17 protein-coding genes are annotated in these 12,787 nt (G+C 43.4%); 8 read left to right on the forward strand and 9 right to left on the reverse strand.

The window, feature by feature from the left end:
- Positions 1-72: 72 nt before the first annotated feature.
- Complete coding sequence (locus A8F94_RS17300; protein ID WP_077247796.1) at positions 73-438, reverse strand: hypothetical protein; 366 nt, start codon at positions 436-438, stop codon at positions 73-75.
- A 196-nt stretch (positions 439-634) separates the two neighbouring features.
- On the opposite strand from A8F94_RS17300, the gene A8F94_RS17305 reads away from it, so the two are divergent.
- Positions 635-1,345, forward strand: a complete 711-nt coding sequence (locus A8F94_RS17305) for a DUF421 domain-containing protein (RefSeq protein WP_066203115.1) — start codon at positions 635-637, stop codon at positions 1,343-1,345.
- 26 nt (positions 1,346-1,371) lie between these two features.
- On the opposite strand, the gene A8F94_RS25860 is transcribed toward A8F94_RS17305, so the two are convergent.
- Positions 1,372-1,521, reverse strand: coding sequence for a hypothetical protein (locus A8F94_RS25860; RefSeq protein ID WP_175384446.1), 150 nt, complete (start codon positions 1,519-1,521; stop codon positions 1,372-1,374).
- Positions 1,522-1,739: 218 nt separating this feature from the next.
- Between A8F94_RS25860 and A8F94_RS17310 the strand changes: the two genes are divergently transcribed.
- Together A8F94_RS17310 and A8F94_RS17315 are read left to right on the forward strand one after the other, a co-directional pair.
- A complete protein-coding gene (locus tag A8F94_RS17310) occupies positions 1,740-1,955 on the forward strand; it encodes a hypothetical protein (protein ID WP_066203118.1) in 216 nt (71 codons plus the stop codon).
- Between the two features lie 175 nt (positions 1,956-2,130).
- A complete protein-coding gene (locus A8F94_RS17315; RefSeq protein WP_066203119.1) occupies positions 2,131-2,415 on the forward strand; it encodes a GNAT family N-acetyltransferase in 285 nt (94 codons plus the stop codon).
- A gap of 46 nt (positions 2,416-2,461) precedes the next feature.
- Here A8F94_RS17315 and A8F94_RS17320 read toward each other — a convergent pair whose 3' ends face one another.
- Positions 2,462-3,292 carry an STAS domain-containing protein gene (locus A8F94_RS17320; RefSeq protein ID WP_066203121.1) on the reverse strand — a complete coding sequence of 277 codons (831 nt, stop codon included), beginning with the start codon at positions 3,290-3,292 and terminating at the stop codon, positions 2,462-2,464.
- 142 nt (positions 3,293-3,434) lie between these two features.
- Positions 3,435-3,962 (reverse strand): phosphatidylglycerophosphatase A family protein, encoded by a 528-nt coding sequence (locus A8F94_RS17325; RefSeq protein ID WP_066203123.1) that lies wholly within the window; start codon positions 3,960-3,962, stop codon positions 3,435-3,437.
- 176 nt (positions 3,963-4,138) lie between these two features.
- On the opposite strand from A8F94_RS17325, the gene A8F94_RS17330 reads away from it, so the two are divergent.
- The 4 genes from A8F94_RS17330 (at position 4,139) to A8F94_RS17345 (ending at position 8,878) form a co-directional block, all read left to right on the forward strand.
- On the forward strand, positions 4,139-4,861 hold the full coding sequence (locus A8F94_RS17330; protein WP_066203125.1) for an alpha/beta hydrolase: 723 nt from the start codon (positions 4,139-4,141) through the stop codon (positions 4,859-4,861).
- A 480-nt stretch (positions 4,862-5,341) separates the two neighbouring features.
- Entirely contained in the window at positions 5,342-5,860 is a 519-nt protein-coding gene (locus tag A8F94_RS17335) for a YjcG family protein (RefSeq protein ID WP_066203129.1), read from the forward strand.
- A 3-nt stretch (positions 5,861-5,863) separates the two neighbouring features.
- Positions 5,864-6,286 carry a GNAT family N-acetyltransferase gene (locus A8F94_RS17340; RefSeq protein WP_066203130.1) on the forward strand — a complete coding sequence of 141 codons (423 nt, stop codon included), beginning with the start codon at positions 5,864-5,866 and terminating at the stop codon, positions 6,284-6,286.
- A 309-nt stretch (positions 6,287-6,595) separates the two neighbouring features.
- Positions 6,596-8,878 carry a UvrD-helicase domain-containing protein gene (locus A8F94_RS17345; RefSeq protein WP_066203132.1) on the forward strand — a complete coding sequence of 761 codons (2,283 nt, stop codon included), beginning with the start codon at positions 6,596-6,598 and terminating at the stop codon, positions 8,876-8,878.
- Between the two features lie 860 nt (positions 8,879-9,738).
- Here the strand turns inward: A8F94_RS17345 and A8F94_RS17350 are convergent.
- Positions 9,739-10,587 carry a nitroreductase family protein gene (locus tag A8F94_RS17350; RefSeq protein ID WP_254660889.1) on the reverse strand — a complete coding sequence of 283 codons (849 nt, stop codon included), beginning with the start codon at positions 10,585-10,587 and terminating at the stop codon, positions 9,739-9,741.
- 11 nt (positions 10,588-10,598) lie between these two features.
- Positions 10,599-11,123, reverse strand: coding sequence for a GNAT family N-acetyltransferase (locus tag A8F94_RS17355; protein ID WP_066203138.1), 525 nt, complete (start codon positions 11,121-11,123; stop codon positions 10,599-10,601).
- A gap of 150 nt (positions 11,124-11,273) precedes the next feature.
- Between A8F94_RS17355 and A8F94_RS17360 the strand changes: the two genes are divergently transcribed.
- Positions 11,274-11,789 carry a DinB family protein gene (locus tag A8F94_RS17360; protein WP_066203140.1) on the forward strand — a complete coding sequence of 172 codons (516 nt, stop codon included), beginning with the start codon at positions 11,274-11,276 and terminating at the stop codon, positions 11,787-11,789.
- Positions 11,790-11,828: 39 nt separating this feature from the next.
- On the opposite strand, the gene A8F94_RS17365 is transcribed toward A8F94_RS17360, so the two are convergent.
- From A8F94_RS17365 to spoVAE, 3 genes are all read right to left on the reverse strand, one after another.
- Positions 11,829-12,083 (reverse strand): stage VI sporulation protein F, encoded by a 255-nt coding sequence (locus A8F94_RS17365; protein WP_066203143.1) that lies wholly within the window; start codon positions 12,081-12,083, stop codon positions 11,829-11,831.
- Between the two features lie 119 nt (positions 12,084-12,202).
- The gene (locus tag A8F94_RS25130) at positions 12,203-12,337 is read right to left on the reverse strand and encodes a YjcZ family sporulation protein (protein ID WP_077247797.1); all 135 of its coding nucleotides are present in this window, start codon (positions 12,335-12,337) and stop codon (positions 12,203-12,205) included.
- Between the two features lie 91 nt (positions 12,338-12,428).
- A complete protein-coding gene (spoVAE, locus tag A8F94_RS17370) occupies positions 12,429-12,785 on the reverse strand; it encodes a stage V sporulation protein AE (protein ID WP_066203146.1) in 357 nt (118 codons plus the stop codon).
- Between the last annotated feature and the right edge of the window lie 2 nt (positions 12,786-12,787).

Raw genomic sequence — 12,787 nt, forward strand, 5'->3', positions numbered from 1 at the left:
TATTCACGACTTATTTTAACGCACAAAACTCCTCCTTCCTGCCTATACAGGCACATAAAAAGCCGCCTTCATCTAGGCAGCCTCGTGTTTAGTTTTTGTATAAAAAATGCTTAACACATACCCATAAAGCGCATGGCCCACTAGCCAATAAAACATTGCCTTGAAATCCAATAATCCTGGTGTTCGGTTAGACAGTAATGTCGTCGGATATAAAACTACACCAATCACCATTCCAGCAAAAATATAAAACGCCTTGCTGTGGGGTCTCGCTCCAAGAATTACGCTGATTAGGATGGATATAAACAAATGAAAGCCAAACTCCACCGACTCAGGAAATGCTATACGATTAAGTATTGGAATATAGTCGACGTTTAAAAGCAGGACATATACGTTTGTACCCGTAAATCCCTGAGCTGCTTTAAGAAAAAGTCCAAGCACGCATCCTGATGTCAGCCCCCGCAACAATATCGTTTGTCCGATTGCAGCTTTTCACCATCCTCACCTCTCCTCCCCCATACCCATTCTATTCTATTGGCCAATCATTCCGTTTATCCTAGTCATTGGTTAAGGCTGTTTGAATGCCACTGAACTAGGAAATGCTAGTGTAAGCATCAAAGTGAAGGATGTGTGGTTTATGGAATTTTTACACGGCCAGGAAACTCTTACGGCTCTCCAATGGGTGCTTCGGGCAGCAACTGGCTTCCTTTTTTTAATCATCATTGCCAAGGTGTTGGGGCAGCGTGCCATTTCCCAATTAAGGCTGCTGGACTTTGTGATTGCCCTCGTCATTGGTGATATCATCGCTCATCCTCTTTCTGATCCTGGCCTTGGCATGAAAGGGGCAATGATCACGACAATTGTACTCGTCATCCTCTATCTCTTGGGAATCTTCGGCATACTCAACTCCCCCCGATTTCGGACGTTGGTCAACAATGCACCTATCACAATTGTAGAGAACGGCGAAATTATTTATTCAGGTATGAAGAAGGCGAGAATTTCTCTGGATGTGCTGCTCGAAGAGATGCGTGAACGCCAAATCGACTCTATCAAGAAAGTAGCCTTATCGCTTTGGGAAGCAGACGGGAAAATATCCTTTTTTATTGATCCGAAGCATCAGCCGCTTACCCCATCCCAAACCCAGATTGAAACGGAACCATTTGATTTGCCGAGGACGATTATTAAGGAAGGATATCTAAATAGTGAAGAAATAAAACAAAGCAGGCGGGATAAAGATTGGATTATAGCGAGGCTTGCGGAGATGTACGGTGTAAATGTGGAAGATGTCCTTCTAGGAACACTTGATAAAAAGGACAACCTTACCATCTTTTTGTATAAAAATAACTAAAAGGAGTGCCCCGACACTCCTTTCGTTTATTCATCATCGACTTCCCCATCACTAATTTCGTCTTCTTCCTCGACGTCCTCGATTTGTTCGTCTTCCTTCGGCCGTTCATCATTGCCACAGCCAGCGATGGAAAACAATGAGAAGGCCAGGGTAAAGATCAAGAAATAATTTTTCACATTTTTCACCATCCTCTTTTGCCTTAGCTTTTCCAGCAGGGTGGCTGATATGTGTTTTCAGAAACTTAATTTGGAACTGATGCGTATCATTCAAATCATTGTCAACTCAGTTACAAATGTTACTGTTCTGCGGTTGAAAAAATTCATTTTTCCAGGCAGAAAAGACGAATAAAGAACATTTGTTCGTGTATAATAGGAATAGAAAGAAGGTGTTGGGTATGAATGGAATGCTGCTCCGTTCCATGGAAGATAATATGCCTCTTGAAGTAATTTACCTGTCTAAGAAAAATGAGCTCACACAGCGGAAGATGATCATCCGAGCAGTAAAAGGCAATGAAGTCTACGCCTATTGTCTTCTGCGCGGAAAGATGAGAACATTTAAACTTGAAAATATCCTGTCAGCCAGGCCTGAAAAGCCTAAGCGTGCAAGCTAAATAGAGAGAATGGGCCCTGCTCGATTGCAGGGCTTTTTTTGTTTGAGAAGAGCATATGTGCCACTATAAATTTACATTTCTTAACGGTCAAAGATGCGATAATCGGAGACATTATGGTAACGTTAATTTGTAAAGAAAATAGGGTACGTTAATCAAAAGAAGGGAGTTGTTTACGATGGCAGAAATCAAAAAGGGTAACAATGAGTTTTATATTGAGGAAGGCGGCGAGAAAATCGCCAGGATTGAATATGTACCCCAAGGACCTGATGAACAAGGCAAGGACATCATAACGGTCACCCACACGGTTGTAGATGAGGCACATGGCGGAAAAGGCCTGGGCAAGGAACTTGTTAACAAGATCGCCGAGTACGCACGTGCTGAAGATAAAAAAATCAATGCCCAATGCTCCTATGCACATCACGTTCTTGGCAAGGATGAAAATAAGGATCTATTGGTCTAATTAAATGAAAAGGGACCATGGCTGGAAGACCCGGCCATAGTCCCTTTTAATCTTGTTTATTGAACTCGATAAGCGCCTGCTGGACAGTTGAGAATGTCCTTAATGAATTGAAATTGATTCCCCTTGAAATAATGTCGGTTGCAAGCTGAGGCCTTAAGCCGGTGATAATGACTTTTATCCCCAGTAAATCAAGAACCTTATGGATATTAAAGACATGACCAGCTGCATCTATATCGATATTCGCTACCCCTGAAAAATCAAGAATGAGTTCATTTACTTCAAGCCTGGGGAATTTTGGAATCACATTGTTCATTAAATGTTCTGCTCGCTCGGAATCAATTGTCCCTATCAGCGGCAGAACAGCCAGGCCGTTTTGTACAGGAACAATCGGTGCCGACAACTCCAGGAATTCTTTTCTGTTTTTGGCAGCAATTGTGGAGCGGTACTCTTCATAAAAAATAATCGATTCAGTCAGGCTTATATCAAGCGAATAATTCAGCCTCGTTGTAATCGTTTTAAACTCTTCAAGGGACAGCCCGTTTTCCCGGCTAATTTCGTACATTATTTCTGCAAGAAGCATTCTGATTTCAGGATATGGCTTGATCAGGCTCGAAACTTTATCCAGCAGGACTGTTTCTTCGTGCTGTGCATGTGCATTGTTCCATTCCATGAAGCCCTTCGCTACCTGTTCTTCATCTTCAAACGTAATTGCCTTTGATATGAATTCAAGGAAGTCCTGCTGGTAGGAAATTGATTTCGTTATAATTTCCTCGGGCACCTCAAAGTCAAGTTTATCCAAGTTAAATGTTACTACCCTTTCGGCCAGTTGCTTTGCATGATCATGAATATAACGGGAAACTTCAGTCAGCTTGTCCATCCGTATTTGTATCCCCCTGCCCCTGTTTCATTTTGGTAGAAAAAATGACTTTATGTGGAATATAATGCATTTTCAGAATATCTGCAACTGTAAAGAGGGACGGTTCTGGTCTGCATCGGCAAACCAGAACCGTCCCCCCTTGCTACACGATTAAATCTGCTTCGAGTTCTTCCTGGGCCTCTTCCCAGTCACGCTTACGATGAGCGAGCCTTGATGCTGCCGTGGCTGCAATTGAGGCAACTATATCATCAAGGAATGTATGCACTCCGGTTCCAGTGTCAAGCTCTTTAATGATCCCGATTTTATTTTTATCAAGATGGCCAAAGGTAGTGACTGCAATGCTCCCATAGCCGAGAGTGGCTCCAAACGCAATCGTTTCGTCTATTCCGAACAGCCCTTCATCTCCCTCAATTATTGATTGAAGAGGTTCTGACAGCTTTTTTTGCTCAGCAAGCCTGTCCAGTTCGACACCGACAAGGATGGCATGCTGAATTTCCCGTTTTAATAATACTTTTTCGACACTATCCATGCACTCGGCAATGGTAAGTCCATCGTGATATGGAACTTGCATTTCAAAAACGATTGCTGCAATCGATTCAATTGAAACACCGCGTTCTAGTAAAAAGTTGCGTGCCGCTTCAGTTACAACCCTGCTATTTACTCTAGTCAATCTAGGTTCCTCCGTTCTTTAAAACAATAACACTATTATAACATTGAAAATCTCATATTATTGTGAATCTTTTGGAACTGCTTTTTCAACAATCCTATGGTAAAATGCGAGTGTTATGGGCCAACCTTACGCGACAAAGGTTAGCCGATGCTACTAAATAGGCGGAGGAAAATCTAATGGAATACCCACGTGGCACAGTTCAGGATTTGGTAATTAAAAGCGCTGCATTAGGTGAGGATGTGCAGATACTGGTCCATTTGCCAGCCTCCTTTTCACACCTCTACAAATATTCCTTGCTGATTGTCCAGGATGGCCACGATTATTTCCGACTAGGCAGAATTGGAAGAATGGCCGATGAACTTTTAGCAAAAAAGGAAATTGAAAATCTTATTATTGTTGGCATTCCCTATAAGAATGTGGAAGATCGGCGCAGTAAATATCACCCGGATGGTGAGAAAAATAGTGCGTACATTCGCTTCCTCGCCCACGAGCTTGTTCCTTATCTTGACAGAGAGTTTCCGACCCTGCAAATGGGCTCGACCAGGGCACTCGGCGGCGATTCACTTGCTGGCACCGTTTCGTTAATGGCAGCACTTGCTTATCCGCACACATTTGGCAAAGTCATGATGCAATCTCCTTATGTTAATGACAGGGTCCTTCAGGCTGCCAAAGAGTTCAATGATCAATTTACACTCGATATCTATCATACAATTGGACAGGAAGAAGATAAGGCAAAGCTTCCGAACGGAAGAATAGCCGATTTCTTGACTCCTAACCGTGAATTGACTGCTGCTCTGTCCGGGAGGTCGATCAATCATATGTATAAGGAAATTGACGGAGGCCATGCTTGGACATATTGGCAGCCGGGGATTCGCGACGGGCTGAGATCTCTATTCTAAGGAGTAGTTTTTATGGATAGGAAAGAGGGAACCCCCACAGAAACCTTTCTGTTGTACTTTACCTTGCAATTGATAAGTTGGACCATGGCGAGTGAGTTAAATGAAAATACAAACGATAAGCAAAACTAAGCCGATTTTCCAATATATTAGGGAAAATCGGCTTTCATTTATTCCTTTGTTTTGAAAAATGTGGGAAGGCATCGCTACAAACTATCCCAACAAATAATCTTTCAACTCTTGGTCAATATTCCGCTTTCTTTAGTTTGTCCAGATAGACGTTTTGTCTTGTATATCACCGTTCCTAATGAATCGATAATAAATGAAGTGTTGATCCCACATAACCGTAATGTTGGGAAAACTATTTAAATTATGTAAATCGCTTCTTCAAATTATATTTTCAAGAGCATATTTGCTATAATATTCAGAAAGACAAATACCAGGGGCTCTTTTTGGGCTTCATGGATCTTGGAGGTAGGTCGTATGAGATTCGGAGTTGCACTTTTTCCATCAAAAAAGCTTCAGGATTGGGTAAATTCATACCGAAAACGGTATGACCCCCACTATGCCCTGATTGCACCGCACCTTACTCTCGTCAATGCGTTTGAAGCAACTGAAGAAGAAGCGGGGACATTGGCCAGAAAGCTTCGCAATGCTGCAAGGCAGCACGAACCATTCACAATCAGGACATCCAAGATTAGTTCCTTTCATCCAGTTAACAATGTAATCTATCTAAAGATAGAACCAGATGAAAAGATTGAAGCACTTCATAAAGGTTTAAATGAAATCACCGGAGCTCCTGGTACGGAATATTCATTTGTCCCGCATATCACAATAGGCCAGAAACTTTCCGATGCCGAACATTCTGATGTATATGGCAACCTGAAAATGCAGGCAATTACTCACGAGGAAGAAGTCGATCGTTTCCACTTGCTCTACCAGCTTGAGAATGGGCAGTGGACCGTTTATGAAACATTCCGGTTTGGAAAGGAAGCAGAATAAAAGATGGATGTCGTTTTAGTCAGCAGCGAGAAGGAAAAGCAGGATGCCTTTTCCGTCAGAAAAACCGTATTTATTGAGGAACAACACGTTCCTGAAGAAGAGGAAATCGATCAGTACGAAGATGCGTGCGCCCATTTTGTCCTTTATGACGGAGCAAATCCTGTCGGAGCGGGCAGATTCAGAGTAATAGACGATTACGGTAAAGTACAGCGAATTTGTGTGTTAAAAGACGCCCGTGGTACAGGCGCAGGTTCAGCGATTATGAACAAGATTGAGGAGTATGCCAAAACCCAGGGGGTAAAAAAGCTGAAGCTGGATGCACAGGTTCATGCAATCCCATTCTATTCGAGGCTCGGCTATGAAGTCGTTTCCGAGGAATTTCTTGATGCTGGAATCCCCCATAAAACAATGGTTAAAAAAATATAATCAAACAAGCTCCGCCCAGATTGTGCTGGCGGGGCTTTTATTTTCTCGGGCTTATCTCGCAAATAAAACTATTCCTTCACACGTAGGATGCAGTTTTTAAAATTCAGCATTTTTCTACTATCGGTTTTATTAGATTATTCTCCTTTCGCCCACCTGCGATTAATCTATTCAAGGTCCCTTTTTGTTTTTAAAATTTTCCTGCTATTCCAATCTTAGTGAACTAAATCTGGGAAATTCGAAACTTTCGGGAGTCCCTTTTCTCTGGTATGATAGAATTTGTGTACTTTTTACTAGATATGGGGAATTGCAATGAAATCAGCTCTTTATCAAAACTCAGCGATCCATCTGGATACAGTTGGACGAGACCGTTACCAACATTATTATCTTTCCGGCCGGAATGGCGAATTATCGTGCCCTTCCTGCCGCGAACCGGTTCGCCTCTATCTTGGAATAGAAAAGGAACCGCATTTTTATCATATATATAATCCTGACAAAAAATGCGCGGAGGCTCCCTCTCAACCGGAACCTTTGAATGCTGGTGAGGTTCAGGGCTTCAAGCTGCCTAAAGGCCGACCAATCGGCGGGGCTGTTGCCAACTCTGCATTTCAGGCTGCACAGGCTTTGGCAATCAGCAGCAGAGCGAGTGCGTCGGCCATGCCAATACTTGATAACCCTCCCGACTACATAAAACTTCTAGAAACGGAAGGGTTCACGCTTGATGGCAATCAGGCGGCTGCTGTTACACAAACAGAAGGTCCAATCCTTGTTCTAGCGGGAGCTGGCAGCGGGAAAACGCGCGTATTAACAGCAAGGACGGCCTACATGATTGACGTTGCCGACATTGATCCTTCAGAAATTATGCTGGTCACTTTTACAACAAAGGCTGCCCAGGAGATGAAATCGCGGCTGCTCCGCTATCCGAACATGAAAAGCAATTTGCTTTCAAAACTTGTTTCCGGTACATTCCACAGCATTTTTTACCGCATCCTCATGCATTCAGATGGTGCGAAATGGCGGCAGGACAAGCTTTTGAAAAAAGAATGGCAGCGTGAAAAAATTGTTAAGGATGCCGGCAGGGAACTTGGTTTTTCCGAGAAGGAGTATGCCTATGACCTTGCCTTGCAGCAAATCGGCTTTTGGAAAAACTCCCTCCTTTCACCAAAGGATGTAAAGGCTGAGTCCGACTGGGAAGAAACAGCACTTCTCCTTTATGAACACTATGAAAATTTCAAGCAGCAACACGGTTTGTTTGATTTTGATGACATGCTGACCGGCTGTTATGAGTTGTTCCGGACAAATCCCGATATACTCGGAATGTACCAGAACCGCTTCCATTATTTCTTGATTGACGAGTTCCAGGATATCAACAAAGTACAGTACGAATTAATCAGGATGCTGTCAGCTCAATCCAAAAATGTTTGTGCGGTTGGCGATGATGACCAGACCATCTATTCATTCCGCGGCAGCTCCCCGGAGTTTTTGCTTAACTTTGAGAATGACTTTCCGGGCACACGGCTCGTCCTGCTCAGCCAGAATTACCGCTCCTCCAATGAAATCGTCGCTGCCGCAAACCGGATTATTTCCTACAATAAAAAGAGGCGAAGAAAAGAAATGGCGGCCAATATGTCAGCGGGCCTTCCGCCAGTCGTCTTCTTTCCTCACGACGAGGAAGAAGAAGCAACGATGATAGTGACCGATATCCAGGAGAAAATTGCTGAGGGTGCTGATCCAAGTGAGTTTGCAGTCCTGTATAGGACCCATGCCGGTTCGCGGGCAATTTTTGAAAGGCTCGCCTCCTCCAACCTTCCTTTTCGGATTGAGCAGGATGCAGAGTCCTTTTATGAACGGCGGACTGTCAAAACCGTACTGGGATTCCTGCGGCTTGCCATCGATGAGGATGACATTGAGGCAGTCGCCTCAGTCCTTCCTGCCCTGTTTTTAAAGCAGGAGGTGCTGACAGACATTAAAGCGGCCAGCATCCTTGACGATTGCAGCGCACTTGAAGCACTTGGAAAAGTAAAAACCGCTCATGCGTTTCAAATGAAGAAGCTCCAAACCGCTGTAACTGCTATTAAAGCGATGAAGGGCATTTCCCCCTTCACTGCAATTGAACGGATTGAAAAAGACCTTGGCTACCTGGACTATCTGAAGAAGCGGGGCAGCGAAGGCAATAAGCTTGAAAAAGGTTCAGATGATATCAAGGACCTAAAGGTTGCTGCGAGAAGTTTCTCCAGTATCCATGCTTTACTTGAGCATGCAGACCACATGGCGGCAATGAACAGGGAAATCAAGAGCCTCAGCAAGCATTTTACAAGTTCGATTACTTTAAGCACAATCCACCGTGCCAAAGGCCTAGAATACAAGACGGTGTATATTATTGGCGCCGTCGATGGAAGTTTGCCCCATGATTATGCATTGGACAGCCTTCGCAACGGCGACCCGGCTCCACTGGAAGAGGAAAGGCGGCTCTTTTATGTCGCCATCACCCGGGCAATGGAGCGGCTGTATATTTCGGTTCCATCAATGCGCCGGAACCGGAGTGCTAATCCGACTAGATTCTTGACACCGATTAAGAAGGATTTGAAGATATAATAAAAGAGCCATCAGATGGACTTGACCATTCGCCTTGTACATCCGTTAGGACCTTTTCGGCCGCTGATACAGCCTATCAGCGGCGTTTTTTTTCTTTTTGTTAATGGTTCTTAATGTATATCAATGCAGTATCATCAGCAGGACTCCTGAAGGCTACATTTTATTACCACTCCAGTCCCTTAATCAGTCACTTTTCACTAGTAGTACTCTGAGACTCACTAGTCATTCCGCTGAAAAAATTAGTAGTACTCTGAGTAGTACTAGAATGACTATATATCGGAGGCTACACTTTATTACTACTGAATGTATATATTGGTAACTTATCACTAGCAATACTCAGAGACTCACTAGTCATTCCACTGAAAAAATTAGCAGTACTCTGAGTAGTACTAGAATGACTATATATCGAAGGCTACACTTTATTACTACTTGAATGTATATATTGGTCACTTATCACTAGCAATACTCGGAGACTCACTAGTCATTCCACTGAAAAAATTAGTAGTACTCTGAGTAGTACTAGAATGACTATTTATCGGAGGCTACACTTTATTACTACCTGAATGTATATATTGGTCACTTTTCACTAGCAATACTCAGAGACTCACTAGTCATTCCACTGAAAAAATTAGCAGTACTCTGAGTAGTACTAGAATGACTATATATCGAAGGCTACACTTTATTACTACTCAAATGCATTAATCAGTCACTTTTCACTAGCAGCACTCGGAGACTTACTAGTCAATCAACTGAAAAAATTAGCAATACTAAGAGACTCACTACTCATCCTTACAAAAAAACCAGCAGTTATCAAAAATCGACATTCTGTAGATAATTCATCCCGAAAATGTTTTGAGCTTTTACATCACCCAGCTCGCAATGTACTCCGTGTGCACATTGGGAACTTCCAACCCAGGATTCACTTTCGCCCAGCTTCCCTTTATCCCGAGCTCTTCGCACGCAAGCTCAAACTGGCACATGGCGATTCCAATATCAAGCAGCTGCATGTTATAGCCTAGTGACGCGCTATAGTTTGGCGTATATTCAATAAAAAAATGGCATGTTCTCCGGTCATCCGTTACAACAAGCCTCCACGGCTGTTTGTTGGATGCAGAAGGCCCAAGCCTGACCATTTCAATTGGTGTTTCAAATGAGCCGGCGTTTTCCTGTATCAATGGAATTTCAAAACTTGTGTCAAAAAAGAGTTTATCCCATGGCTTTTTGTTATCTGATTTAACAACTGCCCTTACCGCTTTATCAAACAAACGCCGGTTCTCTTTTGGATAGCCAATTGGTGTAACACAAGGAATGAAAGAGCCTGAAGGAATTGACAGCTCCCGCTCAAATGAGTGTCTAGTGAAAGTCCCGCCCATCCAGCATGTCCCCAATCCCAGGCTGCATACATGCAGGACCAATTTATGAAAGCCATATCCAAAATCAATTAGTGAATCTTTTTCATTTGCACAAATTCCAACAAGATAGGCGCGCGGATTTTTGATAAATCCATATGTTCCAACCTTCAGCCCTTTATCCGTTTCATTGTTGGTTACCCGGACAAATTCTGCCTTGCCTTCTCTGCCTAAAGGACCAGCAATGCTCTTATTCCTTCCGAGGTATTCCCGTATACTCTGGACAAGCTCATCCGGCAGCTCATCGGCACTAAATGTCCGGATTGACTTCCTTTTCTGCATTATTTCAATTTGAGACACTGGACCACTCCTTACTGAATCGAAATCTTCCAAATCATATGATCCTGTCCTTTTCCCCAATAATCCTTTAGCCAATAATCAGGGGAACCGAACTTGTTTTTCCAGATAACCTGGGAACTTAGATACCCGCTGTCGAGGCAATATTCATCTATACCTTCCTCCAACAAATGACCAGCCATGGCGGCCAGCAGCTTATTTCCTATCCCCTTGCCCTGATAATCGGGATGAACAAAAATGGTTCCGACCTCAACCAGCTCCTGTAATACCCCCTTGGTAAGTTCATTAATCAAACTGCTTGCAGGGCCACATTCAATTGAACCAAGAATCATTCCGTTCTCTGAAGCAACCAGGAAGTAACGTTCAGCTCCCCCACTTGCAAAATCCTCTTTAAGATACTTCTTCTTAGTGTCTATTTCTTCCTCCATATCGTACACAAGTTCACTAATGCCATTTTTCTCAAACGTATCGGTTATAACCGCCTTGAAGAAGCGGTACAATTTCTCCCTATCAGCCAATATCGGCCTTTTAATTTCCAATTTGACTGCCTCCCCTCCATATAAAAAAGCGCAGCTGCATCGCAGTGCGCCATTTATATGATCACTTTTATTATACCAGGAATATCCAATTATTATCAGCCTTTTTCTTTTAAAAATTTCTGATAGCGTTGATTGAAAGGGGGCTGCGGAATGATTGATTATCGTATTGTACAAACTGAAGGGTTTACTGAAAAAATAGGGGAACTTGTATCCATGCTCAGCCATACTAGGGATGTTACTTTGGCTGATTTAGAAGGTTTATCAAAGGAAGAGCTAGACTATTTGCCGAGCCCGGGGGGCAATTCTATTGGGGCACTGCTGCTTCATATAGCGGCTATTGAGGTTGCTTATCAGGTCATTACCTTTGAAAACAGGGACTTGAACGAACAGGAATTGCAAATATGGGGAGCTGCGCTCGACCTTGGGGAACAAGCGCGTGAAACGATTAAAGGAAAACCGCTAGACTATTATCTGGAGGTGCTTTCCGATGTTCGGACCAAAAGCCTTGCACTTCTTTCCGTTTGCAAGGACAGCTGGCTTTTTGAGGAGGGCAAATGGGAGAATGGTGTAAGATACAACAATTACTGGCGCTGGTTCCATGTCATGGAGGATGAGCTGAACCACCGGGGCCAGATTAGAAGCATCAAACGACTGCAGACAAAATGAAAGAATCCGGCCTTGGGGGAGTCGAGGCCGGATTCTTTCCTATTTTTTATTCAGCATATTCGAGATCGTATTAAAATCGAGTTGTTTCCCATCCTTAATAATTGATTGGACGATTTTATCCTCTGTTTCCCGGTTCACTGGTTTATTAGCAATTTTGGAAACCCGCTGGATGACACTGCGAACAGTTCGTTCATCCTGGAAATTTGCATTTTGCAGGGACGCGGCAAGGTCGAAGATATCCTTCATGTTCACGCCGGTCTTTTTTTCAAGGTTTTTGAAAAATCCGTTATCCATTCAATTGTCACGCTCCTTCATAGGCTACTCTTATCATATGAAGGCAATATGAAATGGTGAAAAATACTTTAAAAGAAAATGGCCTGGAGGGAACGTCCCACCAGGCCATTTCTTTATTCTTAATAGAAGCTAGCTCCAACGATAATCAAAAGGATGAACAATACTACGATTAACACAAACGTTGAACCGTAGCCGCCACCGCCGTAGCCGCCACCGCCGTAGCCGCCATATCCGTAACCGCCGCCACACCACATAGGTTTGTCACCTCACTTTTCTGCTTTCACCACTACTGTATGTAAAAAGCTGAAAAGTGTATAGGTTTGTACCTATTTAGAAAGATTTCAATTAGCCTTTGGGCTTGAATAGAAGTGCGCCAATAAAACCGAAAACAATCGCAGCTGAAATGCCCGAACTTGTTACCTCAAACATGCCTGTCAATACGCCGACAAGCCCGTGCTGTTCAGCTTCCTGCATCGCTCCATGGACAAGTGAATTGCCAAAGCTCGTAATGGGTACAGACGCACCTGCACCGGCGAAATCCATAAACGGTTCGTATAGGCCGAAACCATCAAGAATTGCCCCCAATACAACCAACGTACAAAGCATATGCCCAGGGGTTACCCTTCCTATATCAAGGATTAGCTGGCCGACTACACATAAAAGCCCCCCTACAACAAAAGCCCAAAAGAACATCGCCAGCATCG

It is taken from the genome of Bacillus sp. FJAT-27225, assembly GCF_001685025.1.
Taxonomy (GTDB): domain Bacteria; phylum Bacillota; class Bacilli; order Bacillales; family Cytobacillaceae; genus Bacillus_D.